The 26,971-nt window shown below is 42.6% G+C and carries 20 protein-coding genes and 1 pseudogene; 15 read left to right on the forward strand and 6 right to left on the reverse strand.

Annotated elements, in window-relative coordinates; all coding sequences use genetic code 11:
- The first annotated feature begins 65 nt into the window (after positions 1 to 65).
- Together RMY63_RS19190 and RMY63_RS19195 are read left to right on the forward strand one after the other, a co-directional pair.
- Positions 66 to 1,089: pseudogene (locus RMY63_RS19190) on the forward strand (IS4 family transposase).
- Between the two features lie 442 nt (positions 1,090 to 1,531).
- Positions 1,532 to 2,077: a hemerythrin HHE cation-binding protein gene (locus tag RMY63_RS19195; RefSeq protein WP_322730225.1), complete on the forward strand. Its 546-nt coding sequence runs from the start codon at positions 1,532 to 1,534 to the stop codon at positions 2,075 to 2,077.
- 100 nt (positions 2,078 to 2,177) lie between these two features.
- Here RMY63_RS19195 and RMY63_RS19200 read toward each other — a convergent pair whose 3' ends face one another.
- Positions 2,178 to 2,813 (reverse strand): hypothetical protein, encoded by a 636-nt coding sequence (locus tag RMY63_RS19200; RefSeq protein ID WP_322730226.1) that lies wholly within the window; start codon positions 2,811 to 2,813, stop codon positions 2,178 to 2,180.
- Entirely contained in the window at positions 2,814 to 3,062 is a 249-nt protein-coding gene (locus RMY63_RS19205; RefSeq protein WP_322730227.1) for a hypothetical protein, read from the reverse strand.
- Between the two features lie 495 nt (positions 3,063 to 3,557).
- Between RMY63_RS19205 and RMY63_RS19210 the strand changes: the two genes are divergently transcribed.
- The gene (locus tag RMY63_RS19210) at positions 3,558 to 4,364 is read left to right on the forward strand and encodes a DUF6615 family protein (RefSeq protein WP_322730228.1); all 807 of its coding nucleotides are present in this window, start codon (positions 3,558 to 3,560) and stop codon (positions 4,362 to 4,364) included.
- A gap of 74 nt (positions 4,365 to 4,438) precedes the next feature.
- Here the strand turns inward: RMY63_RS19210 and menD are convergent, their stop codons facing one another.
- Positions 4,439 to 6,190, reverse strand: a complete 1,752-nt coding sequence (menD, locus tag RMY63_RS19215; RefSeq protein WP_322730229.1) for a 2-succinyl-5-enolpyruvyl-6-hydroxy-3-cyclohexene-1-carboxylic-acid synthase — start codon at positions 6,188 to 6,190, stop codon at positions 4,439 to 4,441.
- A gap of 167 nt (positions 6,191 to 6,357) precedes the next feature.
- Here menD and folB point away from each other — a divergent pair, with 167 nt between their 5' ends.
- From folB to lnt, 7 genes are all read left to right on the forward strand, one after another.
- The gene (gene folB / locus RMY63_RS19220; RefSeq protein WP_322730230.1) at positions 6,358 to 6,726 is read left to right on the forward strand and encodes a dihydroneopterin aldolase; all 369 of its coding nucleotides are present in this window, start codon (positions 6,358 to 6,360) and stop codon (positions 6,724 to 6,726) included.
- Positions 6,727 to 7,805: 1,079 nt separating this feature from the next.
- Positions 7,806 to 9,089 carry a diguanylate cyclase domain-containing protein gene (locus tag RMY63_RS19225; protein ID WP_322730231.1) on the forward strand — a complete coding sequence of 428 codons (1,284 nt, stop codon included), beginning with the start codon at positions 7,806 to 7,808 and terminating at the stop codon, positions 9,087 to 9,089.
- Between the two features lie 626 nt (positions 9,090 to 9,715).
- On the forward strand, positions 9,716 to 10,585 hold the full coding sequence (locus RMY63_RS19230; RefSeq protein ID WP_322730232.1) for a zinc metalloprotease HtpX: 870 nt from the start codon (positions 9,716 to 9,718) through the stop codon (positions 10,583 to 10,585).
- Positions 10,586 to 10,702: 117 nt separating this feature from the next.
- On the forward strand, positions 10,703 to 11,107 hold the full coding sequence (locus tag RMY63_RS19235) for a hypothetical protein (RefSeq protein ID WP_322730233.1): 405 nt from the start codon (positions 10,703 to 10,705) through the stop codon (positions 11,105 to 11,107).
- 410 nt (positions 11,108 to 11,517) lie between these two features.
- Positions 11,518 to 12,825, forward strand: coding sequence for a chloride channel protein (locus RMY63_RS19240; RefSeq protein ID WP_322730234.1), 1,308 nt, complete (start codon positions 11,518 to 11,520; stop codon positions 12,823 to 12,825).
- 140 nt (positions 12,826 to 12,965) lie between these two features.
- Positions 12,966 to 15,569: a DNA topoisomerase (ATP-hydrolyzing) subunit A gene (gene gyrA, locus RMY63_RS19245; protein WP_322730235.1), complete on the forward strand. Its 2,604-nt coding sequence runs from the start codon at positions 12,966 to 12,968 to the stop codon at positions 15,567 to 15,569.
- Positions 15,550 to 17,235: an apolipoprotein N-acyltransferase gene (lnt, locus tag RMY63_RS19250; protein ID WP_322730236.1), complete on the forward strand. Its 1,686-nt coding sequence runs from the start codon at positions 15,550 to 15,552 to the stop codon at positions 17,233 to 17,235. The genes gyrA and lnt overlap by 20 nt, the downstream gene beginning before the upstream one ends.
- Positions 17,236 to 17,297: 62 nt before the next feature.
- Here the strand turns inward: lnt and RMY63_RS19255 are convergent, their stop codons facing one another.
- The gene (locus RMY63_RS19255) at positions 17,298 to 17,906 is read right to left on the reverse strand and encodes an rRNA large subunit pseudouridine synthase E (RefSeq protein WP_322730237.1); all 609 of its coding nucleotides are present in this window, start codon (positions 17,904 to 17,906) and stop codon (positions 17,298 to 17,300) included.
- Positions 17,907 to 18,019: 113 nt separating this feature from the next.
- Here RMY63_RS19255 and RMY63_RS19260 point away from each other — a divergent pair, with 113 nt between their 5' ends.
- Both RMY63_RS19260 and RMY63_RS19265 read left to right on the forward strand, forming a co-directional pair.
- Positions 18,020 to 19,213, forward strand: coding sequence for an NAD(P)/FAD-dependent oxidoreductase (locus tag RMY63_RS19260; protein WP_322730238.1), 1,194 nt, complete (start codon positions 18,020 to 18,022; stop codon positions 19,211 to 19,213).
- Between the two features lie 201 nt (positions 19,214 to 19,414).
- A complete protein-coding gene (locus tag RMY63_RS19265; RefSeq protein WP_322730239.1) occupies positions 19,415 to 20,062 on the forward strand; it encodes an HAD family hydrolase in 648 nt (215 codons plus the stop codon).
- Positions 20,063 to 20,249: 187 nt separating this feature from the next.
- Here RMY63_RS19265 and RMY63_RS19270 read toward each other — a convergent pair whose 3' ends face one another.
- Both RMY63_RS19270 and RMY63_RS19275 read right to left on the reverse strand, forming a co-directional pair.
- Complete coding sequence (locus RMY63_RS19270; protein ID WP_322730269.1) at positions 20,250 to 20,555, reverse strand: DUF5615 family PIN-like protein; 306 nt, start codon at positions 20,553 to 20,555, stop codon at positions 20,250 to 20,252.
- The gene (locus RMY63_RS19275) at positions 20,552 to 20,884 is read right to left on the reverse strand and encodes a DUF433 domain-containing protein (RefSeq protein WP_322730240.1); all 333 of its coding nucleotides are present in this window, start codon (positions 20,882 to 20,884) and stop codon (positions 20,552 to 20,554) included. The genes RMY63_RS19270 and RMY63_RS19275 overlap by 4 nt, the downstream gene beginning before the upstream one ends.
- 386 nt (positions 20,885 to 21,270) lie before the next feature.
- Here RMY63_RS19275 and RMY63_RS19280 point away from each other — a divergent pair, with 386 nt between their 5' ends.
- From RMY63_RS19280 to RMY63_RS19290, 3 genes are all read left to right on the forward strand, one after another.
- Complete coding sequence (locus tag RMY63_RS19280; RefSeq protein WP_322730241.1) at positions 21,271 to 22,131, forward strand: Tab2/Atab2 family RNA-binding protein; 861 nt, start codon at positions 21,271 to 21,273, stop codon at positions 22,129 to 22,131.
- Positions 22,132 to 22,659: 528 nt separating this feature from the next.
- Positions 22,660 to 23,973 carry a TldD/PmbA family protein gene (locus tag RMY63_RS19285; RefSeq protein ID WP_322730242.1) on the forward strand — a complete coding sequence of 438 codons (1,314 nt, stop codon included), beginning with the start codon at positions 22,660 to 22,662 and terminating at the stop codon, positions 23,971 to 23,973.
- Positions 23,974 to 24,325: 352 nt separating this feature from the next.
- Positions 24,326 to 26,947 (forward strand): chloride channel protein, encoded by a 2,622-nt coding sequence (locus RMY63_RS19290; protein WP_322730243.1) that lies wholly within the window; start codon positions 24,326 to 24,328, stop codon positions 26,945 to 26,947.
- Positions 26,948 to 26,971 lie beyond the last annotated feature (24 nt).

A 26,971-nucleotide genomic window follows, 5' to 3' on the forward strand; every position in this document is an offset into this window, starting at 1 on the left:
TCAGATAAAAATAGCCCAAAACATGTTAAATTTTGGGCGGAAGATTAAAGTATATCTATTTGATAGTGATTATAAATTCATTTCCCAAGATTGTCAAAGGTATCTTGAGAGGACTGCCAAAAAACGATTATCCAGTATTGAACAGTCGTCTGTTCTTTGAGTGCTGGCTATCTTATGCTATGGATAACAGCTTAACAAGTATGCGAGATTTGTTTAAGAGGTTAAACAACACAGGATTTGAGGTAGATATTTCTACCTTCTCGAAAGCAAATTTACATCGAAGTCAAAAACCGTTTCAAGAAATTTACCAAAAATTAAATGAATTAGTACAGAAGAAAGTTCAAAAAAAGTTACATGATAAATATGCGATTTGTCCAATTGATTCAACAATTATCACTCTCAACACTTTTGTTGTTATGGATACTAGGACACCATCAAGTAAAACTTTTTAGCTCTCTAAATCTAGCTACTGGAAGTCCATCAGATAATTTCATAAATTTTGGACATGACCATAATTATAAATTTGGTTATAAAATGATGTCTAGTCTCCCAATAAATGCCGTTGGGGTAATGGATAGGGGTTTTGCTGGATTAAGATTTATCCAAGAATTAGTACAAGAAAACAAATATTTTGTTTTGCGGATAAAAAACAATTGGAAACTAGAATTTGATGGCTCAAATGGGTTAGTCAAAGTTGGTGTATCTGATGATGCTCAAGCCTATAGGGTAATTAATTTCTGTGATTTAGAAACGAAAACAGAGTTTCGCTTAGTTACTAATTTACCAGCGTTGGGAGAGGCTGCCGTTAGTGATGATGAAATTAGGGATATTTATCGATTACGTTGGGGAGTTGAATTGTTGTGAAAGTTTTTAAAGATGCACTTAAAACTTGACAAATTAATTACTAAGAATGTCAATGGTATCACCATACAGATTTACGTTAGTCTGATAGCTTATCTAATTTTACAGATATTATCTATCCCACAACAATGGGGACATACGCTGTTAGATAAATTCCGCTATTTACAATCTTGTATGTGTCAAAAAACCAGTTATGTTCATTGGTTTGAGGAGATGATGTCATGTTGACTATTTTAAGCTTTTTAAAGTTAGTGTAACTAAATATGTGAAGTTTTGTATTAGGATTCAACATTTCTGGTTTGTACCATTTTAGTGTGGTGCAAGAAAAAGGCAAAGCGGATGACCCAATTAAGTACTTCGCTGCCCCAGAGAATCAAGACGATTGCGTGGTTAAATATCTGCGAAAGCCAGTCTCAATCGCTGATTTATCGCCTTGGACTGCACCCTCGCAGACATTTGTGCAATTATCTTAACCTCTCACTGAGGGGCAGAAATAGACCTGATCGCATGTAATTTTCTAGAAAAAGGCTGAAACATACTTACCAAACTTGATATAAATCTTTCTGAGGAGGGACGGACTGACTCAAGCCTCACGAGAATATGGAAAAAGTGAGGAGAGCTTGTCATAACCGATAAAACCTGTAGTCTGGAGTTAATAATAATGGCCGATGTGACAAATATAGCGACTAAGCTTGCCGATCTAAAGCTTTTTCAGAATGTTCTGTTGGAAAGTGAGCAAAAGTTAATAGCACAGACGGACGACAATACGATTTGTGAGCGGCTCGAAGGAATGATAAAGAGCGATCGCGAAAATCTCGGCATCATCGAAGCAGCTATTTCTAGATACGGCAACGCAGCAGAACCTCGCGACATTACTCAACAACATGCCCAGAAGGTAAGCCAAATGATGAGCGGTTCCGAGCTAACTCTGTATGACAAGTACTTACAGCTTGAGTTGCTAAAGCATCAACAGACAATGACCGGGCTAGTTCTACACAAGGTTGCCCAGTCCTTGAATGATGACCTACAAAATTTGATGGAACCGCTCAACCGAGTTAATTTTGAAAATCGCGCTCACCAAGAGATTCTTAAAGGTGTTCTTTACTTCGTCGGAACGCGAGAGATAGCCGGTAAGGAACCTGACATGGGTCTGTGGGCTAGCATTGAACAGGGAATTGCAGCCCTTAAGGGTGCTGTAAGCAGCGCGGTAAGCTAGTAGCAATGAGTGGCAGAGGGCGCGGGATGCAATGCTGGTTCTGCTTCTATACCGACATGGGTTGCGGGTGGGGGAAGTCGCTGCGTGACTTAATTGGGACTCATCTAAAATATTGGTCGCTACGCTTGTCATCAGGGGCAACAAACTGGTAAACGCACTCCCGGTTTTCCCTCGACCCCAACCGACCGACATAATCCAACTTCAAATCAATTTTCTCGAGTAGTTTCTGAGCGATCGCTACAGGAGTAAGTTTGTCTGAGATACTCACATTCAGGTAATTCTTGATAACTTGCCGATGTTGAACAGCCAGTGCCTTAAACTCCTGCATTCGCTTATCAGACCCCCGCAGTTGAACTTCAGGCGTAAGAAACTCCAAAAGATAGAGATTTTCCAGCAACAACACAGCAGGCAATAGCTGCCCCTTGTTGAAGTCAGGTTTCCAAATCGAATTCTCAAGAGCCTCTAATTGTGATTTGGCTCGTTTAGCATCACGCTTAGTCAGAAACTCGCGCCCCAGCGTCAAATAGTAGTGCATTCTCAGTTGGGGATACCAGCTATCATCATCTTTTTCAACCAAATCAGGGGTTACGTCAATTTCGTAGCGACGAGACAGTTCAGCCTTGCGCTGCTGTTGTCTTTCAGTTTTGGTTTTCGCCCGTTTATCTTGAAGCTTCTTAAGTTCGGCATTAGAGAGTTCATCAGAATTAGCGATCGCTTCACATTCAGCAGCATACAATTAATTGGTCGCTTGCCGCCGTTCGCAAAGCGTCTCGTAGAGAAGGCATCGCTCTGAAGTCCACCCAGAACAAAAGTTCTTGAAAGGTAGATTAGAAGCTGATTTCGTAGGATTGTATTTCCAAGCATAAATCAAGGACTGGTAAGGTTTCTGGAAAACTTTTCGGTCTACTGAAGGTGAAGTAAGCGGGTAAGTTTCACCCACAGCAGAAGGGTGATCGCACTCCGTAAAGTAATGATGGCTACACATAAAATTTTCCGAAGTGAAGAAGCATTTGCAGACACGCGGTTATGTCAGAAGCGGTGGAAGAAGAAGTGCGATCGCTCTTGCTGCGACTGTTAAAACGACTATTTGGTGAAATCGCTTAAAAAGGTTGTTGGAATTAAGATTGCGATCGCGAACTTGAAAAGGTGGTTACAAACAAGATTAACCAAAAGGGTAAATCTCACACAAAAAAGGAGAATGAGTGATCGCTCATTCTCCTTTTTTTTCTAGTTCATCAATTTTATACAAGCAACTGGGCAAACTAAAAATGGACATACTATTAATAAAATTTTTGTCTCGTTCAGAGACGCAGAGGCGTAAAGAAGAGAGCAAGAGTTTTGCCTATTCCAATGCAAACTTCTTTTAAGTACGTTGTGCAAAGCTTTGTACGTCACTAATAGAAAGCTTTGCTAAAAAGTGGATGAATAAATTATTAATATTGTCTCAAATAATTTGAATATATACAATTATTCGTTGAATATGGAAAATATTTGCCAACAAATTCATCAATCCTCTAAGTATGTTAGTTTGTGGCTCACTAAACAGCCTAACGTAAATGAAGAGTCACTGACTGATTGGCTGTTATTTCATATATCTACTAAAGTGCCAAATATCCTGTATCATACTTTTACTCGGATTAAAGAGGCTCGTCAAACTGGGGCAGATTGGGAATGGTGGATTTTATTTCCTCAGACCTATGTACGTTTCCGCGTTCAGGCGAAGAAATTATTAACTGATGATAACTATAAAAAAATAGCCTATACTAATAAGTATGGTCTACAAATTCATAAGTTTTTAGAAGACTCTAAGCGAGCTAATGCAATTTCTCTTTATGCACTCTATAGCCCAGCTATTGACTATGAAATTTGCAATAATCAACTGAGTAATCAAAATGATGGAGTTTTTCTCGCAGGTGGTCAGCAAATCCATAACGCTTTTATTTTAGGTTATCCCCTTAAAGTCACAGCTACTGACATTCTCAAGCTCCCTAGACCATTTTCTTGCTTTGCTTGTTGTCCCTTAATTACAGCAAATGGTGGTGGATTACAGCACTATTTAAAACAATATTTTCAACTTGAAATGACATCAATATCACCAAAATACAATAACTTTAGAGGTCTTCATGATGAGCTTCCAAAGTATTTGTCGTTATTTATTGACCAGGCACGGGTTGGTGTTCCTGAATGGTGGGAAAATGAGTTTCAATTTGAAATGTGTGATTTCAATGCTCTTTTAGTCTACGATTTTCGTCACCAAAGTTCTGATTACCAAGACATACTTTTTTAAAGAACTATGAAGGCATCAGCGTTTAACCTAAGCACTATATTGAATTCTGCTATTCAGTAATAAAAACTTAAATGTCAATCTGTGGCGAACTTTCTCAAATTATCCTGTCGCCACTTGGCATCAGCTTTGCGATTTGTCCGCAACTCTAAAACCCGAATTCCCTTAGCTGGAAGTGGGTTTAACTTTTGCTGCAAATGCTGCCAAGAAGTAATCAATTCATGCTGCACATTATAAGTAGCGCATAACTGAGCAAAATCAATATCCTGGGGAGTGCCAAAAAACTCTTCAAATGGTGGGTCAAATTTGGCAATGGGTAACATTTCAAAAATACCACCGCCATTGTTGTTGATTAACACAATCGTGAGATGTCCGACAAACTTATTGCGGATTAAAAAACCATTGGTGTCATGCAACAAAGCTAAATCTCCCGTTAACATCACACTACTTTGCTGGCAATGGGCAATTCCTAATGCTGTGGATAGTGTGCCATCAATGCCATTTGCACCCCGGTTAAAGTGCGATCGCACTCCTAAATTATTCGGTTTCCAGAAATATTCCACATCCCGCACAGGCATACTATTGGCAATAAATAGAGGCGTTCCTGGCGGTAAAATCTGAGAAATTAACCAAGCTGCTTTACTCTCAATTATTTCATCTATTTTCCCCATCGTCTGGTCAACAACTAACCTGACTTTAGCTTCCGCATCACACCATTGCTGCAAATAGTCTGAGGATAAAGATAAATTTTTCTCCTCTACTTTTATATTTTCTACAGATATTCGTAAATGCGTCGTCCTCCCGTGCAAAGGGTCGAGGTTTTGATCGCTAGAATCAATTACCCAGCGTCGCGGTTGGGTTGCATCTATCCAGGTACGCAGTTCTTTACTTGTAGGCATTTCTCCCACCTGAATCACCATTTCCGGCGCTAACTGCTTTGCTAATTGCTGATTTCGCAAAATCAGGTCGTAAGTGGAAATTAAATAAGGGTTGAGTTCGGCATAATTTCTCACTGGGGAAAGTCCCTCAGCTAGCACAGGCCATTTGAGAGTTTGGGAAAGGTGCGCGATCGCTCTACAATACTCTTCTGGTTGCGATGGTTGGGCAACACCTGCGATAATAATGCCGCGATCGCATTCTTTCCATTCTTGGGGAATGGGGAGTAGGGAGTGGGGAATAGGGAATGGGGTAGTAGTTCCTATTCCTGCAAAAAAATCTTCTGGGTGGAACTGGGACTGTAAATAACTCAAATCGGTTCCATCAGGAACAGGTGCTAAGGGATCGCGAAAGGGAATATTCAAGTGTACTGGCCCCTTCGTAGGAGTTTGCGCTCTTTCCCAGCTATGAATTACCGTTTGTCGCAGATAAGCTAGCATTCCCATATCGGCCGAGGGTAAGGCTAACTCCGTTTGCCAATTTGGGTAGTTTCCATATAATTTCAATTGATCTACAGTTTGCCCAGAGTGACAATCTCGTAATTCTGAGGGTCTATCGGTGGTTAATATCAACAGTGGAACGCCACTATATGAGGCTTCAATGACTGCTGAATAAAAATTTGCTCCTGCTGTGCCAGAGGTGCAAACTAGTACCACAGGGCGACCGATTGCTTTAGCTTGTCCCAAGGCAAAAAAGGCGGCGGAACGTTCATCGAGAATGGAAATTGCTTCAATCTCAGGTACTTGTTGAGCAAAAGCGATCGCTAAGGGTGTAGAGCGCGATCCAGGACAAATGATCGCACAAGTCAATCCCAACCGCTTTAGGGTCTCTGTTAAAATATAAGCCCAAAGTTGATTAACATTTCTATAAGCGATCGGCATCAAATCAAACATAGCTATAAAACAATCTTAAATTTTAGATTTTGTCTAGGGAAATTCAATTTAAAATCCATCAATGCGGTGATGTAACCCATCACCGCCATGCGAGTTTCTGGGAAAGAAAATCTCCAAGCAAACTTGCTCCACTTTCTACAAAATGCACAATTTGCTCTCAAACTTTTATGGACTGCATTCATTTAACAGGAATTCGCGGCTATGGCTACACTGGGTATCTACCAGAAGAACAGGTGCTAGGACAATGGTTTGAGGTGGATGTGAGGTTATGGTTGGATATCTCCACAGCGGCCAAGACTGACGCGATCGAAGACACTTTAGATTATCGCAGCGTCATTAGCTTGATACAACATCTGATCAAAACGTCTAAGTTTGCTTTAGTGGAGAAATTGGTAACAACGATCGCAGATTCTCTCCTCCAAGAGTGCGATCGTGTAACAAAAGTCCAAGTCACTCTCAGCAAACCTGCTGCACCTATTCCAGACTTTGGTGGCAAAATTAGCATTGAACTGACTAAAATCAAGTCCAATATTTAATTCACAAAATGCGTTTTTTTTCAATATCTATCAGCTAGCAAAGAACAGGGGGTTTACGTGGAACTTGGGAGCGTCTCACAATGAGAATCTTTCCTGCCATTGCCCCCAGCACTTGCTGACTATCAAAAAGCTAAAAAATACCACGATCTGCTGATGAGCATTCAACTTGCATATTTTCAGAGGACAGGAATTGTGATTAAGTATTAACCAGAAGCTATAAGGCTAGTATTGGATTTGCAAAATATGCGTAGTAGCTTGTCAAGGCTAAAATAGTGCATTAAAAATATATCAATTATTGAGATTTGAAAAACATAACTAATTTTTATATTGCACACATTTAGGCTTGTCAGGCTATTACAAGACCACTGAAATTTTTGAAAAAACAATTTACGATTTTTATCTGAATATTTCTAAGTAATAGGAGTTCACTTATCATTCAAGATTTCAGACATTTTTAGACCGAATCTAGACCTAATCGGATATACAGCAGTTTGCAAGTAAATGAGGTACACAATGCAAGACTCAACATCAGATAAAAATAGTTTCTACCTCCTGCCTCCTGACTCAAAACCCGTAACTTTGTACTTAATGCAAAAGAAAATTGCTGTAAAAGCTATTTATAGGTAAAGCAGCATTAAACTCTTTAATTACAGATAAAGATTAATTATTATTAATAATTTAATGAGTATATATTATATTACATACAACACACCCTAGATTTTTTAACTTATATGAAAGTAATATACTCGGATTTTATAAAATTTTATTCTTGATTAATTTTTACATAGATATTATACTTAGTGTTTATACTTTCCCAATAAAAAATTATTGTATATATTTTAAAATTTTAATTTGATGTTAGTAGCACCATATTAGCTACATCAATTAATCAAAATTAGCTTTGACAAGCATAGAAATTTCTGGAGATTAATAACATGATGCTATTTACTCATTAGTCAGGATTAATATCAAGCAAGAATACAGGGCAGTTAGAGATTGTTTATGATCGGATAAGCACTTTTAACTTGAGTTGACACTGACAACAAAAATCTGAACCTTAGCAAACAGGTTATTGTAACATGTTCGACCGCAAAATCCTAGTTGTTGAGGATGAAAAAAATATAGCCTCAAATATTAGAAAAAGTTTACAAAAGTTAGGTTATTTAGTATCAGAAATAACTGAATCTGGTGAGGAGGCAATAAAAAAGGTAGCAGAAACTCATCCACATTTAGTATTAATTGATATCTGTCTAGCTGGAGAAATAGACGGTTTCCACGTAGCGGATATTATCCAGAATCAGTTCCATGTGCCTGTAGTATATCTAACGGAGTGTTCGGAATATAAAACATTACATAGAAATCAGCTAAGTGAGCCTTTTAGTTACATAGTCAAACCATTTATCGAAAGTGATTTACATTTTGTGATTGAAATGACCCTGTACAAACATGAGAGCAAAAAAATATTATACGAAGAAAAACAGAGGTTGATGGCAATTATTAATAGTATGGGTTGTGCAGTGATTGTGACGTATGCAAATGGTTGTATTGAAATGATGAATCCCATAGCAGAACTAATTACTGGTTGGAAGCAAAGTGAAGCATTTGGGAAAGATTTAATAGAAGTTGTTAACTTAGTTAACAAAGATATAGGAGAAACAATTGAAAATTTGGCCAATTATGTCATCGCAGCAGGTGAAGTTTTCAATTTACCAGAAAACTGTACATTGATTACCAAAGATGGCCAAGAAATAGCGATTGGGGATAATGTTGCACCTATCCGCGATCGAGATGGCAATATTACTGGCGCGGTTTTAGTTTTTCAAGACATCACTAAACGTAAGCAGACAGAGGTGCAACTGATCCGCAATGCATTTTATGATGGGCTAACAGAATTACCGAATCGGATTTTATTTTTAGATCGGCTCAGACAAACCATTGAACGTAGCAAACGCAGAAGCGATTATTACTTTGCAGTTTTATTTTTGGATTTAGATGGCTTCAAAGAGATTAACGATCGCTTTGGGCATGGAATAGGGGATGATTTTTTAGTAGCGATCGCTAGACGTTTAGAGTCGTGCTTACGTGGTGGCGATACTGTAGCACGATTTGGTGGTGATGAGTTTACTGTTCTTTTGGAGGATATTAAAGACATTACCGAAGCTACCAATGTTGCCAAACGTATTCAAGACTCTTTACGATTGCCAGTTAACCTGAATGGATATCAATTATCTACTACAGCTAGCATTGGTATTACTTGGAATTTTAGTAATTATGAGGAGCCTACAACTTTGCTACGGGATGCTGATATTGCGATGTACCGAGCTAAACGGCAGGGAAAAGCTACTTATGCCATATTTAGTTAATTAGTAATTTCTGCTGCCACTTCAACCTGAGTTCGACGTAAGAAAAAGTCTGAAAACTAGACAGACTAACCTTTTTGATCAAAATAGTGCTAAGTAAAAAGTAAAATTAATTGCACTCAGCATACTAGGGTTCCAAGCCCCTAAATTTATTTATGAAAAAAATAAAAACATTTTTTAAGGGGAGACGTAGTGCGAGAAAAAATAGCGATCGCGATTTGTTGCCCAAAGATACTTACAAGCCAGTGAAGCTTTGAAGGCGTGCGAATTAGATTTTCAGGTATTTACCGAACAAGTATATCAAGCACAAGGAATAGACTCAGAATCTTTATAAATAACTGGATCTTAACGAATGGCGTAAGCGTAGCCCAACTTAAACATCGCACTTGTAATTTCTACCTATATAAATAATTTATTCCTATAGATAGATGTTTTTCTAATGTTTATAGGTACTAATTCTATTACTAAAGTTAGTATTACTAAAAGTTAAGTAGGAAAACCGTACTTGTGTGATAGGTTTTCTGTACCACATATCTAAGTTTAGCTAGATAAAATCAAAATGTAGCTGAAGTAATGCTGTTTTCTAAAAAAAAATTTAATTTACACAGCATTAGTAGGAGAGCAAAAATATGACAAATCAATTGAAAACGGCTGCTTTGCTAGCTGCACTAAGTGGTCTTTTGATAGCAATTAGTTACTGGGTAATTGGCGGTTCTAGTGGCTTGATTATCGGAATTGGCTTGGCAGCAGTAACAAATCTGTTTTCCTGGTATCAATCAGATAAAATTGCCCTAGCAGTATACCAAGCACAACCTGTGAGTGAAAGCGAAGCACCAAAACTTTATCAGATGGTGCAGAGATTGAGCGATCGCGCTAACATTCCCATGCCTAAAGTTTATATCGTTCCTAGCCTTGGTGCTAACGCCTTCGCTACAGGGCGCGATCCAGAACACGCTGCTGTGGCTGTGACTGAAGGTATTCTAAATATATTGCCAGAGGATGAACTTGAAGGTGTTATCGCCCACGAGCTAACCCATATTATTAATCGTGACACTCTCACCCAAGCTGTTGCTGCTACTGTGGCTGGTGCGATCTCATTCTTAGCTCAAATGGTTAGTTACAGCCTATGGTTTGGCGGTGGTTCACGAGATGACAACAGAGGTGGAAATCCAATAGGAGTTTTATTAACAGTTATACTTGCGCCACTGGCTGCGACAATCATTCAGCTAGCAATTTCGCGCACACGAGAATTTTCTGCTGATGCAGGTTCTGCTAGATTAACTGGTAATCCCCGCGCCTTAGCTAGAGCATTGCAACGCTTAGAAGCTAGAGCATTGCAGATGCCTTTAAATGCTAATCCAGCTTATGAGCCGTTATTAATTATAAATTCCATCTCTGGACAGTTTCTGGGTAACTTATTTTCCAGTCACCCCGCAACAGAAATCCGAGTTGCAGCATTGCTGAAATTAGAGCAACAACTGCCAACAAAAGTTTATTAATTTGTCATTAGTCATTTGTCATTTGTCCTTTGTGAAATAAATAATGACTCATGACTATTGAGACAGGGTGCGATTCTTATTGGAGAGTAAATTTTGCAATTAAGGATGTTTTAAGTTATGACTTATAACAATATCGAATCTACTGAATCCATAGTAATTGTAAACATAAGTTCGGAAACCGACAAATTAGTGGAAACCGAAATGGCTGGTGAAACTGATGAGGTGAAACGCGAAACCAAAGCATTAATTGAGGCGCTAAAAAGACGTGCTCAGGCTGAGGCTGATTCAGCAGGTTCTCTCACCCGTGAAACCTATTTGAAAGTTGTGCGTCAAGCACGGGAATTAATTGAAGGAAGGAAACTGATAGAACGCGATCGCTTAGAAAACTCTTGGGCGGTAATTCAAGATGAAGCTGAGAGGAACTGGCACTTATTGATGAAAGACTTAGTAGACTTCAGCTTTCGCCTGCAAAAGGCGGCTGTTGCTGCTTGGGAAACCTTCAATAACCCTTATGCTCGTTAAAAAAGGGAATGTTACTGGAAGCATAACTTTTCCGTCACCGAAAGCTTATGCTTTCAATGCACCTCGGAAATATTATGCTTCCAATTTTTTAATAAGAGGTGCGACGCCGAATAGCCCGTCGTAGACATCGCCTAACGGGGAAATACAGGTTACAGCACTCAGCCAGGGAAAAGTTATGCTTCCAGTGACGGAAATATTATGGTTCCAGTGACAGGGAAAGGGTGCGATCGCAGATAAATATTTTAGGGGCGTACAGATGTACGCCCCTTTTTATTCTCTACACTGTCAACTTGAACCCTGTCAGAAATATTGCTCTTTGTAGACCAAAAATGATTCACTAAACTAAATAGCCTCTACCATAAAAAGCGTAAATATTCAGTACTCTAGGTTTCACAAATAGGAAATAAGCAGTGTTACCAAACAAGCCCCCCGCTACCAATCAAACTCAACGCTGGACATTTGCTCAACTTTTTGGACTGGTAAAGCGTAATCCCCTAATGATTTCGCAGTGGGTGATCCGCTGGGTAATTGTGGGGACTGCTGGTGGTTTATTTGCGGCGTTGTACTGGAATGTTTTAGAGTTTTTAACTCACAGACTCCAGCGATTTGAGGGTTTTAGCCTCCTGATAGTAATGCCACTTAGCGGTTTAGTTATCGGTCTGGTGATTCATTTTTTGGGGAATCCCGGTGAAATCGCCGTGATTGTTGATAATATTCATTTTCGTGGCGGACGCCTAGATGTTCGCAAAAATCCTTCAATGATTCTTGCTTCTCTTGTCAGCATCTCGGCGGGCGGTAGTGCTGGCCCAGAAGCACCACTGGTACAGGTAACAGGTTCTTTTGGTACTTGGCTTGCCGATCGCTTAAAGCTCCAAGGTGAAGACCTCAGAACCATGAGTTTAGCAGCAATGGCGGCTGGTTTCACTGCCTTGTTTGGCTCACCTCTTGGTGGTGCAATGTTCGCCTTGGAGATTTTGCACCACGAGCATATTGTGGAATATTACGAAGCCTTAATGCCAGCCATTGTTTCGAGTTGCGCTAGCTATCTGGTGTTTGCAGCAATTACACATTTAGGTATTGGGCCCACTTGGCATTTTCCTCAGTATCACTTAGAAAGGATTGATGATTTTGCGATCGCGATCGTCTTTGGAATTATCGGGGCGGTGGCGGGATGGATTTTTATGGGCATTTTTCGCGGTTGCGATTATTTGTTTGCCTTGATTCGTTTCCCCATTTATATACGCACAACACTAGCAGGAGTGGGACTTGGCAGTTTAGCAGTTTTATTACCCCTGACGCGTTATTTTGGACATGAAGAGTTAGATTCAGTCCTCACTACTAGCTTTAGTGCTGTTTTTCTCCTAACTCTAGCTCTGGGGAAAATGGCTGCCATTAGCATTACGGCAACAGGTGGGTGGCGCGGTGGATTGATCATTCCCCTATTTTTCACCGGTGCTTGCATTGGTAAAGCAGTAGCAGTCTTAATTCCAGCACTCGATCCTGCTCTTGCGATGATTTGTACAATGGCGGCTGTCAACGCAGCCGTAACGCGCACACCGATAAGTACGACTTTATTAGTGTCAAAACTGACAAACTTGAGTCCCTTTACGCCAATCCTTTTTGCCAGTTTGATTGGATTTTTTCTTGCCCCTAAAGTTCCTCTGATTGCATCTCAACTCAAATCCCAGAGAGAAGCTACAGATCAAACAAGCGCCTGAGTTAGCTGCCCAGGCAAAAAAAAGCAATATATGATAGAATTGTATCAAATTATAGCAATTATTCAAGAGCAATTTAGAATAATTTTGCGCTTTGTTGAGTAAAAAAGCTAAAATCTACGATTTTTGGAGATTTTTAGGTTATGACAACCTCACAGGAGAGGATTATCCCGACAGACTTGCGAAACGAAATGTCGCAGTCTTATCTGGAATACGCCATGAGCGTGATAGTGGGTCGGGCGCTGCCAGATGCTAGGGATGGTCTAAAACCTGTGCATCGTCGCATTCTCTACGCAATGCACGAGCTAGGTCTGCTCCACGATCGCCCTTTTAAGAAATGCGCCCGTGTAGTGGGTGAAGTATTGGGTAAATATCACCCCCACGGTGACACGGCAGTATATGACGCCTTGGTGCGGATGGCGCAGGATTTTTCCATGCGATCGCCCCTAGTTAACGGGCATGGTAACTTTGGCTCGGTAGACAACGATCCACCAGCCGCCATGCGGTACACAGAATGCCGCTTGCAAGCTTTAACTAGTGCTGGTCTACTCCACGACATTGAGTATGAAACCGTAGATTTCGCCGATAACTTCGACGGTTCCCAGCAAGAACCCACAGTTTTACCAGCACGGATTCCCCAGTTATTGCTCAACGGTTCCTCTGGAATTGCCGTGGGCATGGCCACCAACATTCCCCCCCACAATTTGGGCGAATTGATTGATGCTTTGGTGGCAGTAATCCACAATCCAGAAATCACTGACATCGAATTAATGCAGTATGTCCACGGTCCAGACTTTCCGACTGGGGCGCAGATTTTGGGAACATCTGCCATTCGAGAAGCTTATACTACCGGGCGTGGTTCCATTACCATGCGCGGTGTCGCTAACATTGAAACCGTTGAACAACGGGGACGCCCAGATAGAGAAGCAATTATCATTACTGAATTGCCCTATCAAACCAACAAAGCGGCGCTGATTGAAAAAATTGCCGAAATGGTGAACGAAAAGCGTCTAGAGGGGATTGCAGATATCCGAGATGAAAGCGATCGCGACGGGATGCGAGTTGTCATCGAACTCAAGCGTGATGCTTATCCCCGCGTTGTGCTGAACAACCTCTACAAGCAAACGCCACTGCAAGCCAACTTCGGCGCAAATATGCTGGCGTTGGTGAATAGCGAACCCCAAGTACTCACCCTCAAGCAGTTCTTAACCGTCTTCTTGGATTTCCGCATCGAATCCATTGCCAGACGCACCCGCTACGAACTGCGGAAAGCCGAGGAACGCGACCATCTTCTGCAAGGATTATTAATTGCCTTATCTCATTTAGATGCAATTATTGTTTTAATTCGTCATGCTCCCGATGCACCCACAGCCAAAGGCGAATTAATCACAACTTACGGACTTTCGGAAGTGCAAGCAGATGCGATTTTGCAAATGCAATTGCGGCGCTTGACTGCCTTAGAAGCAGACAAAATTCGTTTGGAACACGAAGAATTACAAGCGAAGATTGCCGACTTGCAGGATATTTTGGCCCGTCGGGAGAGAGTGCTAGAAATCATTGAAACTGAAGTCGGACAACTAAAAACTAGCTTTGCCACACCCCGCCGCACGGTAATTTTACCAGGGGAAGGGGAATTAGACGATCGCGACCTCATTGCCAATGAAAAAGCGATTATTTTGGTGACAGAACAAGGCTACATCAAACGGATGCCCGTCAATACTTTTGAAGCCCAAAGCCGTGCAACCAGAGGCAAAGCCGCAGCCAAGGTGAAAGATGATGATACCGTTGAGCATTTTTTGACTTGCTGCGATCACGACAGTATCTTATTCTTTAGTGAACGTGGCGTCGTCTACTGCTTGAGAGCGTATCAAATTCCCGTGAGTTCGCGTACCAGTCGCGGGACACCAATCGTTCAGATGCTACCAATACCCAAAGAAGAAAAAATCACCTCGATTGTCCCGGTTGACGAGTTTAGCAACGAAGAATATTTGGTCATGCTCACCAAAGGTGGCAATATCAAAAAAACCGAATTGGCAGCCTTTAGTCATATTCGCGCCAATGGTTTGATTGCCATTTCCTTAGAAGAAGGCGACCAACTCCGCTGGGTGCGACGCGCTAGAGTCGAGGACAGTGTAATTATTGGTTCTCGTCACGGAATGGCGATTCACTTCCGGTGCAACCACGAACAACTGCGTCCTTTAAGTAGGGCGACTCGTGGGGTAAAAGCGATGAAACTCAAAAATAAAGATGAACTGGTGGGTATGGATATTCTCCCCGCAGCAATTCTGGAAACTTTAGATGTTACAGAAGCAGAAACAGAAGATATCGAGACAATCGAAACAGAAGATATCGAAGTTACCGAAATTAATGAAGAGTCAGTAGAAGTATCTAGCAGTGGCATAGTTGGCCCTTGGGTGTTGGTAATTACAATGGGTGGATATGGTAAGCGCGTACCAGTTGCCCAATTCCGCCTGCAAAATCGTGCTGGTCAGGGTTTAATGGCAACCAAGTTCAAAAACCGCAAAAACAAAGACAAGTTGGCAACCCTACGCATTGTCAACAACGATACTGATGAAATGATGATGGTGACAAATCGCGGTATTATCATCCGTCAAGCGGTAAATGCGATTTCTATCCAATCGCGATCGGCGACTGGAGTCAGAGTGCAGCGTTTAGACGAAGACGACGCCATTACTGGAGTGGCAATAGTTCCACCTGATGCTGCCGATGCAGAAGAAGCAGAGTAAAAAGCAGGGGGAGCAAGGGAAGCAGGGGAGGCAGGGGGAGAGGTTAACCGCCTTACTCTTTTGCTTAACTGCTTTAGCTAGCGGTATTTTAATGGGGCTAACCGTAGCCCCTGTAGGTGCATGGTTCTTGGCTTGGATTGCCTTAGTCCCCTTATGGGTCTTGGTTGTCACTTCAGCCAAACGCAAAAACCAATCCCCCCCTGCTTCCTCATCTCCCCTTGCTCCCCCTGCTTTCCTCTGGGGTATCGGTTATCACGGTGTCGCCCTATCTTGGATTACGGGAATTCATCCGATGACTTGGTTGGGCGTTCCGTGGTTGCCAAGTTTAGCAATCACCCTTTTTTGTTGGGGATTTATCAGTGTCTTGGGAGGGGTATTCGTTAGTATTTGGGCGGCTGTGATGGATCGCCTAAACGGACAAAAACCGTGGCTACGTGTACTGATTGGTACAGCCGTCTGGTGCGGTTTAGAAAGTCTGTGGAGTGCCGGGCCTTTGTGGTGGAGTTCCCTTGCTTACACCCAAAGCCCGCATAATCTCGTAATTGTACATTTGGGGCAACTCTCTGGCCCTAATACTGTAACAGCAGCGATCGTTGCTGTGAACGGGTTAATTGCTGAAGGATGGATGAACCGCCAAGACGCCAAGGACGCCAAGATTTTCTCTGTGTCCTCCGCGCCTTCTCTACGAGACGCTACGCGAAGGCGGTTCGTTAATAAATACTTGGTTATCGCTATAGGATTATTAATTACTTTACACCTTATCGGTTTTATCTTATACAGCCGTCCCACTGCCCAATTACCAGAAGCGGCCTTAAAAGTGGGGATTATTCAGGGTAATATCCCGAACCGACTTTTACGAAGTTCTGAAGGATTTCGTCGCGCCCAAGAAAACTATACCAATGGATATTTAACTTTAGCAAATCAAGGTGTAGATGCAGTCCTGACCCCAGAAGGAGCCTTACCTATTTTCCAGCGTAATTTGCTGGAAACGACCTTAGTCGCAGCCGTGAAAGAAAAAGGCGTAGTGGCTTGGATTGGGGCTTTTGGCGAACGGGGAGATAGTTATACAATTAGCTTGTTTACTTTTAATAGTAAAGGTGAAATTGTCAGCCGCTACGATAAGTCCAAACTGGTACCTTTGGGAGAATATATTCCCTTTGAAGGAATTTTAGGCAAACTAGTTCAGCGCTTGTCACCTTTGGATGCACACCAAGTTCCTGGTTTGGCAAATCAGCTATTTGACACTCCTTTTGGCCGAGCGATCGCTAGTATATGTTATGAATCTGCTTTTCCTGAACAATTTCGCCGTCAAGCGGCGGCGGGTGGGCAGTTTATCCTCAGTTCTTCTAACGATGCCCATTACACTGCATCCATGCCATTTCAGCATCATGCACAGGATATCATGCGGGCAATTGAAACCGATCGCTGGTCAGCACGGGCAACTAATACCGGATATTCAGCCTTTGTAGATCCTCATGGCAGAACCTTATGGATGTCTGGATATAATACCTATGAAACTCATGCTGAAACAATTTATCGGCGACAGACACAAACTTTATATGTGCGTTGGGGTGATTGGTTAACACCCTTGTTGTTGATATCTTCTGGAGGAACTTGGCTGGTAATTCGTGGTATAAAGAAATTCAGTAATTTTGGAAATCCCTAGCGGATTGAGTCTTTGGAATTATTAGCGATCGCTTCACTATTTAATCACAAGTCAACTTTCTATTATCGGGCAGCTTTTGGGGGAAAACTTTTCGATTTACTAAAATTATGGAGTTCAGAGGCGGTGAGGTCGCGCCATTGACCCAATTGTAAGTCATCCAATTGTAGGTGAGCTATACTGACCCTAATCAGTCGCAAAGTCCCAAACCCAACAGCCGCAGTCATGCGCCGTACTTGACGGTTTTTTCCCTCTGTCAAAGTCATTTCCAGCCAAGCTGTCGGTACATTTTTGCGAAATCTAATTGGTGGGGTGCGTTCAGGTAACTGTGGTTCTTCTGGTAAGAGCCTGACTTCTGCTGGTTGAGTGCGGTAATCTTGAATTTCCACACCTGTTTGCAACCTCTTAATAGCATCAGCATCTGGAATTCGCTCTACCTGTACCCAGTAAGTACGTTTATGACCAAAACGCGGATGGGCGAGGCGATGTTGTAATTGTCCATCGTTTGTTAACAGCAGCAATCCTTCACTATCCCAGTCTAAGCGTCCTACAGGATAGACATCAGACACGTCAATATAATCTTTTAGAGTGCTATGTGTGGGAGCATCTTTTGTAAACTGGCTGAGAACGCCATAGGGTTTGTAAAAAATAATATATCGGTAATGATTAGTCATTGATCACATTGGTCATTTGTCGTTTGTCATTTGTCATTTGTCATATCATTTCAGTTACCCTGAAGGTAACAGCCCAACTTAATTAATATTGATTGTTGCATAGCATAGAATAGATGACTGAACAAACTTCTAGAATTTGTATCCTTGGCGGAGGCTTTGGTGGTCTCTACACAGCCCTGCGGTTAAGCCAGTTACCTTGGGAATCTACGCAAAAACCTGAAATTGTTCTGGTAGATCAAAGCGATCGCTTCCTATTCTCTCCTTTACTTTACGAATTACTCACTGGCGAACTGCAAACCTGGGAAATTGCCCCACCCTTTGAAGAACTTTTACAAGGCACAGGAGTGCGTTTTTATCAAGGAGTTGTGTCTGGAATAGACATCGACCAGCGACGGGTAAATGTACAGGAAGGGCCCGAAATCCCTTATGATCGCTTAGTGTTGGCGCTAGGAGGTGAGACACCGCTAGATTTAGTCCCTGGTGCCACATCCTACGCCTACCCATTCCGCACAATCTTTGATGTTTACCGTTTGGAAGAACGCTTGCGATTTTTAGAAGAATCGGATGCTGATAAAATTCGGGTAGCGATCGTTGGGGCTGGCTACAGTGGTGTAGAGTTAGCTTGTAAATTAGCCGACAGACTAGGGGAAAGAGGACGCTTTCGGATTGTTGAAATCGCCGACCAAATTTTGCGAACTTCCCCAGAGTTTAATCGGGAAGCAGCAAAGAAAGCAATAGATGCCCGTGGTGTGTTTCTTGACTTAGAAACCAAAGTGGAATTAATAGAGCAAAATTCTATTTCCCTAGAGTATAAAAACCAGTTAGACAAGATTCCCGTGGATTTGGTAATTTGGACTGTGGGAACCAGGGTTGCGCCCGTCGTGAAATCTCTTCCCTTCAAGCAAAACCAGCGTGGTCAAATCAGTACTACATCTAATCTGCAAGTCCTCGATCATCCAGAAATCTTTGCCTTGGGAGATTTAGCAGACTGTCATGATGCTGAAGGCCAGCAAGTCCCCGCTACTGCACAAGCGGCTTTTCAACAAGCTGATTATACTGCATGGAATATCTGGGCAAGTCTGACTAATCGTCCCCTCCTTCCCTTCCGCTACCAACAGTTAGGAGAAATGATGGCACTAGGCATAGACAACGCCACTCTCACTGGTTTGGGAATTAAATTAGATGGGTCTTTGGCATACATCGCCCGCCGTGTTGCTTATTTATATAGGTTGCCAACTTTAGACCATCAGCTTAAAGTTGGTTTTAATTGGCTAGTCCGTCCGATCGTAGAAACACTTTCAGGGTAACTTTCAGGTTAGTCATTTGTCATTTGTCATTTGTCGTTCATTGGGCATGGAGAAGAGACAAGATAGACAAGCAAGAGGGGGGAGACAAGGGAGAGGCTATGTTCAATAATTCCCCCTTGTCCTCCTAGTCCCCATTACCCCTTATCCCCAGAGGGGGCCCCACCATCCCCAGTCCCCAATCCCCAATTCAATCAAACTTTAATGGAACAACCGAAAGTTATTTTTTTAGACGCTGTGGGTACACTCTTCGATGTCAAAGGTAGTGTGGGCAAAGTTTATAGTCAGATAGCCCAGGAATTTGACGTTACAGTTTCAGCCGAAACATTAAATACAGCCTTCATCCAAAGCTTTAAAACAGCGCCACCACCAATATTTCCAGATGCAGAACTGCAAGATATTCCCCAGCGCGAGTTTGATTTGTGGCGGATAATTGCTATGAACACTTTTGAAAGGGCAGGTGTTCTCAAGGAATTTTCTGACTTTTCGGCTTTTTTTAGCGAACTTTACATTCACTTTGGTACTGGCGAACCGTGGTTTGTCTATCCCGATGTTTTACCAGCTTTAATCAACTGGCGGCGGTTGGGAGTTAGCTTGGGGGTACTGTCCAATTTTGATTCTCGGATTTACTCAGTATTGCAAAGTTTGGGATTGAGAGAGTTTTTTACCTCCGTCACCATTTCTACCCAGGTACGCGCAGCTAAACCCGATCCTCAAATTTTTGCCATTGCCTTAGATAAACATAAATGTCCCCCAGAGGCGGCATGGCATATCGGCGATAGCATTGTAGAAGACTATCACGGAGCTAAAGCAGCTGGACTCAGAGGCGTTTGGATTAACCGTGGTAAATGAGAGGATACTTTCGGCTGATGAAAACTTTTCTGTCACTCGTTTTCACCTAAAGCTGTGGACTTATTGAGCCAAGAATTCCACTTAGCAAAAGTTGGTTTCCAAATTCATACTTCAATTCAGCAACGCCAAATTTTTAAAGTGGAATCCAATCCAATCTATCAATCCACTCTTCTGCCTCAGTCGCTTCCTAAATCAAATAAATTGTTTCTGCCCAAATACTAAGGTTCCCACTGGAACGCAACCAAACTAGTCCCCAAATATGTCCTCCATCTCCCCAGTGTTCTTCCAGATGTTCGGGCATACTTTTGCGGTTGTCCGTAACTAATATTCGTTGGGATAATTCCAGGTAGCGCAGGATATCTGGGTCAAGCGTACCTAATGGTGGTGCTTCGACATCGCTTACGCGCAGAATATCTATGGCTGGATTGAAGCGCAAAACAGATGTTTTCAGCTTGGGCGACAAATTTTCATCAAGGAGAAAACGTACCTTCACCAAGAGTTTAGTAACTCCTGCTCACGTTGCGCCTTTAATGCTCTTAAACGTTGCATCAAAGGTGAAGGATTAGCTGATGATTCTTGATAGCGCTGTTCTCGCCACTTTGCTAGCCGCAACATATAAGCATCTATTTCATCACGATTATGCAGATAGTAGGTAAGCGTCGCGTAAATTTTCTCCAAATTCAGCGAAGGTAATTCTTCTAGAATTTGCTCTGGTGAATATCCTTGCAGGTAATATTGAATCACATTATCAATACCAATGCGATGGCCTTTGATACGGATGTCATCTGGGTCTAAAAACTCAAAATAATCTTCTAGTTGCATTCATCTACCTCTTTAAAGTCTTTTAACATTATCCTAATTACCACTTGACTAGTTCCATGCGATCGCTAGAGTACTGTTGCTGCATTTTTTCCAAATCTTAAGGCGTCAGGGACATAAAACCTGACATGCTTTGTATTTATATTAAAGCGATCGCCTGATGAATTCCCCAGTCATTACCAAGCCTATTACTCTAAAAACTTCCTATGTTTGTTCTGGTCAAACAATGAGCAATAAGGGAGATGGTGAAGAGTTAAAATTTGAAACATCCACTTCAGATACCCCTTATCCCCACTCCCCACTCCCAACTTCGTTATTCCCCTGCTGCCCCAACACTCGTATGATCAACATATCAGGAAAACATAACAGTCAGATTTTTACCACAAAACATGGGCAGTATTTGGGAAATCGATTTTTACTCCCGTCCGATTTTGGACGATAATCAAAAAAAAGTTTGGGAAGTCTTAGTCTGCGAAAGCCCCTTGGATATCGGCACAAAAGCAGACTCTTTGTTTCGCTATGCTCAATATTGTCCCAGTACCCAGGTAAATTCGGGCTGGTTGCGGACTGCATTGGAGGAGGCTATTAGCCAAGCTGGAAAAGCGCCAATTAAAATTCGCTTTTTCCGCCGCCAAATGAATAATATGATTACGAAAGCTTGCCAAGACTTGGGGATTCCCGCGCAGCCCAGCCGCCGTACTTTGATTCTCAACCAATGGTTAGAACAGCGGATGCAGGAAGTATATCCTCAAGAACCAGGGTATCAAGGGGGAACTAATCCCTCAGTCCGTTTGGAGAAACCTTTGCCGCAACGTTTACCAGATGCTTTGGAAGGACAGCAGTGGGTATTTGTTACCTTAGATGCTGCGGATTTTGCTGATATGCCAGAGTGGGAAATTGGCTTTGGTGAAGCTTTCCCTTTAGAGTTGGCGAAAGTTTCACCCGAAGCTCGTATTCCTGGTATTTTAATTTTCTCATCAAGAGCGTTGCCCTTAGCTGGTTGGATGTCTGGTTTGGAGTTGGCTTTCTTAAGATTTGACACCAGCGAAGAGGCGAGATTGCTTTTAGAAACTGGTGTAACTGAAAGCTGGATTGTGGCAAATATCAAAAAACCTCAACTTTTAGCAGAAGCTAAAGGTTTTGAAGAAGCCAAGCAAAAAGCGAATGGAGTACATTTTATCGGTATACAGTCCGATCCCAAAGCACAATCTTTTGCTGGCTTTTGGCTGTTGCAAGAGGTTAATCTGTGAAAATGGGGACTGGGGACTGGGGATGGTGGGGCCCCCTCTGGGGATAAGGGGTAATGGGGACTGAGGACTGGGGAAGATGAGGGAGACTATGGGGAATTATTGAACAAGCCTCTGTTTGAAGTTCTAATGCCTGCGGCGGGCTGCGCTAACGCCGGAAGCCGGCGCTGGTGACTTCTCTCCTTGTCTCCCCCCTCTTCCTTGTCTACCTTGTCTCTTCTCCATGCCCAATGACAAATGACAAATGACCAATGACAAATGACAAATGACAAATGACCAATGACAAATGACCAATGACAAATGACAAATGACTAGATCCGTTGAGACATGACAATGATTTGGGATAATTAACTGCGTCCATCAGTGTTGATCTGCGGTTCCAAATCGTAACTGTAAGGAAACACTGATGATTTTTGGATAGTTATCTGCGTTCATCACTGGAAAGTGCGTAGGCGTAGCCCGTCGTAGACATCGCACTTCTCAAGAGACAGCGTTGATATGCGGTTCAAAATCCACAATTCACTAAGGGTCATGGGTTCTGAAAATTTGTCACAAGATACACTAGCCGAACAGTTGCTGGAACTAGCTATAAAATCTGGAGCAGAAGCTGCTGAGGTGTATCAGTCGCGATCGCTTTCTCGCCCAGTGTTTTTTGAGGCAAACCGACTCAAACAGCTAGAAACTAACCAATCTGAAGGCACAGCACTACGGCTTTGGCGAAACGGGCGTCCGGGACTGACGGTGGCTTACGGTTCTGTCTTAGCCGAAGTAATGGTGGAAAAAGCTCTGGCTTTGAGTCAACTAAATCAACCGGAAACTGTCGAATTAGGCTTTAACTCTCAGCCCTCCTATCCTGATTTAGGAGAAAGTTTACCGATAGAGGTTTTGGTGGACTGGGGCAAAGAAGCGATCGCACTCATCCGTGATGTCTATCCCGATGTTGTATGTAATGGTGACTGGGAATGTGATATTGAAACCACCAGACTAGTCAACACCAAAGGTTTAGATTGTCACTATACTGATACTACCCTTAGCTGTTATGTATCAGCAGAATGGGTGCGTGGTGATGATTTTTTAAGTGTTGGTGATGGTCAAACCAAGCGGGGGGAACTCGACCCAGAGAGATTAGCTAACCAAATTTTACAACGGTTAATTTGGGCCAGAGAAAATATCTCACCTCCTACTGGTCGTGTGCCGATTTTGTTCACTTCTAAGGCCGCTGATATGCTTTGGGGTACTGTGCAAGCCGCTTTAAATGGCAAGCGAGTTTTAGAAGCAGCTTCACCTTGGGCAGAACGTTTGGGTAAGGAAGTCGTTGCACCCAGTCTCACCATTTACCAAGATCCAGAAGCTGGCCCTTACAGTTGCCCTTTTGATGATGAAGGCACTCCGACTCAATCTCTGGTATTTATCCAAAACGGGACTTTACAGCATTTCTATAGCGATCGCACTACTGGCTCCCAACTGGGTACTGACACCACTGGAAATGGTTTTCGCCCTGGTTTAGGTAGCTATCCCACCCCTGGTTTATTTAATTTTCTTATCCAGCCCGGATCGGCATCGCTACCAGATTTGATTCAACAACTAGATAATGGCTTGATTGTCGATCAAATGTTGGGTGGTGGCGGCAGTATTTCTGGAGATTTTTCGATCAATGTCGATTTAGGCTACCGCGTCCAAAATGGTCAAGTAATTGGGCGTGTTAAGGATACGATGGTTGCAGGTAATGTTTACACAGCCCTGAAGCAATTGGTTACACTAGGCAACGATGTTGATTGGAATGGTTCTTGTTATACTCCGTCTCTGATAGTAGAAGGGCTATCTACTACGGGAAGAAGCAATTAAATAATTCGTAATTCGTAATTCGTAATTCGTAATTGGAGACAGAAATTGTCTAGTAACGAGTTATACAGCAACTTTCAAGGAAAGTTAAGTACACAACGATTTGTCTCAAAGCCAGGTATAAAGCCTGTTTTACTTCTGACTCCTGAATTCTGACTCCTGAATTCTGACTCCTGAATTCTGCTGTATTTTGCCAACGACTTTTAAAACATCTTTTGAAGATTCCACCAAACAGCTTTTTAGTAAAGATTTGTAATCAAAAATCGTTCGACTGAGCGAAGTCGTACCCCTCCGGGGAAGCAAGCTACGCGCAGCGTTCCGCAGGAAAGTCCAAAATCTAAAATCCAAAATTGGTATGAATCAGCGTTTTCGCACTTGGTGGCAGCCTAGAAGAGGTTTAGCGATCGCCGAAGCCTGTATTATCGGTCTGGTTGCTGCCCTATCTGCGGTATTGCTGAAAGTAGGATCGGGATGGCTGGGGACATGGCGAGTGCATACTACCCAGCTTTTGCCGGCATGGCTGGTACTACCTGCAATTGGTCTTGTCCTGGGATTTCTGGCTGGATGGTTGGTGGATAGATTAGCACCAGAGGCTTCTGGTAGCGGTATTCCGCAAGTTAAAGCTTCTCTTGCCAATGTGCCTGTGAATTTATCTTGGCGGGTAGCAGGTGTGAAGTTACTCAGTGCCATCATCGCCATCGGTTCCGGCATGACTCTAGGACGGCAAGGCCCTACTGTCCAAGTGGGGGCAGGTTTGGCAGCAGGGATGAGTCGTTGGGTTCCCACTTCCCCAGATCATCGACGGCAAATGATTGCAGCTGGTGCAGGTGCGGGGTTGGCTGCTGCTTTCAATGCCCCGATCGCAGGTGTATTGTTTATCGTTGAAGAATTACTCCAAGATTTATCAGGATTGACTCTAGGAACTGCCATAATCGCTTCTTTTATTGGTGGCGTGATATCCCGACTTTTAGGTGGTGGCTCTTTTGACCTTAACTTGCAATTAGTAAAATCTTCCAGTCAATTCTCCATTCCAGAAATTCCCTTTTTCATCCTGTTAGGTATTTTGGCAGGCTTGTTTGGTGCATTGTTTAATCGCGGCATCATATTTAGTATTAAATTTTATAGAAGATTACACATCAGCTTACCCCTGCGGGTAGCTTTAGCTGGATTTATCTCTGGTGTTGTCGTTGCCATGCTCCCTCCATCTTTCCGTGATAATACAGGACTACGTGAGTCATTAATTACTGGAAGTTCCCATCCTAGTGTCGCAGCGATCGCCTTTGCGGCCCAGTTCATCCTTACACTGATTGCATTTGGTTCGGGAGCACCAGGGGGATTATTCGCTCCCAGTCTGATTTTGGGTTCTTGTTTAGGACATATCATCGGTGTATCTGAGTTATATATCACCGGAGTTGGTTCTCCTACGACTTACGCCCTAGCGGGTATGGGTGGATTTTTTAGCGCCGTTTCCAAAGTGCCAATCACAGCAATTGTGATTGTCTTTGAGATGACTACAGATTTCAACCTAGTGCTACCTTTGATGATTGTTTCTGTCGCAGCTTACCTGGTTGCGGATAAGGTAATGCCTGGTTCGCTTTATGAGAAACTTTTGGAGTTAAAAGGTATTACTCTCACCAAAGAAGTTGCAATGGAAGGAGCATTAAGCAAGTTAACTGCAAAAGATGTGATGCAAGAACGGGTAGAAACTCTAGATGCACAGATGAGCTTGGAAGAAGCAATGCAAGCTTTTGCTCGTTCCCATCATCGCGGTTTCCCTGTGGTAGAAGATAGCAAATTAGTGGGGATTGTGACGCAATCAGATTTGTTAAAAATCCGCGAGAGTACAAACCACACACTTCGCGATCGCCATCTAGCCGATATTTTCTTAAAAGAAATTATGACATCTGTCCCGATGACAGTAACACCAATTCACACCCTAAGTAATGTACTATATTTACTCGATCGCCATCAAATCAGTCGCTTACCGGTGGTAGATAGACGCAAACTGATTGGGATTATTACCCGTGCAGATATTATTCGGGCGGAAGCAGATCATCTTAATGGTGAGAATGCCACACCGAAACTGCGACCAGAACCTTCATACATAGTTTACCAGACGCGATCGCCCAGCATTGGTAGAGGTAGATTATTAGTACCCGTAGCTAATCCTGAAACAGCAGGTGTTCTATTACAAATGGCAGCAGCTATTGCCCGCGATCGCCATTATGAAATAGATTGCGTGCAAGTGATGCTGATACCCCGCCACAGTTCTCCATCAGAAACACAGGTAAGAACAGCAAAAAGCCGCCGCTTGCTACGACAGGCAGAAGTCTTAGCAAAAAAGTGGAAAATTCCCTTGCACACGCAGATTAGAGTTACCCACGATGTCGCGCAGGCAATTTTGGAGACAATCAACGAACAACACATCGACCTAATTTTAATGGGATGGAAAGGTAACACATCTACCCCTGGTCGGATTTTTGGCAACGTTGTAGATACCATAATTCGCCAAGCCACCTGCGAAGTCGTATTAGTAAAATTAGGCACTACTCAATCCCCAATTCCCAGTCCCCAGTTTAACCGTTGGCTAGTTCCAATGGCTGGTGGCCCCAATTCCTCACTGGCAATTAAATTACTACCGGCTTTAATTACATTGGGAAACGATCCCAAAATTCGCCTGACACAGGTGTTTAAGCCATCTGAACTCAAGCCAGATATGTCAATTTCAGAACAAGCCATCCGCCATTTGATGCGTCGCTGCAAATTGTCCAGTAATGTAGTTGCTCTCCCAATGCAAGCTAATTCAGTCGTTGAAGGTGTGATTAACCTAGTGCAAACCGAAGGTTACGATGTTGTAGTTTTGGGAGCTTCCCGCGAGGGATTGCTACAGCAAGCGATTCAAGGTAATATTCCCGAAGCGATCGCCTCTGGTGTCGAGAGTACAGTGATTTTGGTTAGAGGTGCGATTCAAAAGTAAACAACATAGATTTTAGTGATTTTA

The organism is Nostoc sp. ChiQUE01b (assembly GCF_034531255.1).
Classification (GTDB): domain Bacteria; phylum Cyanobacteriota; class Cyanobacteriia; order Cyanobacteriales; family Nostocaceae; genus Nostoc.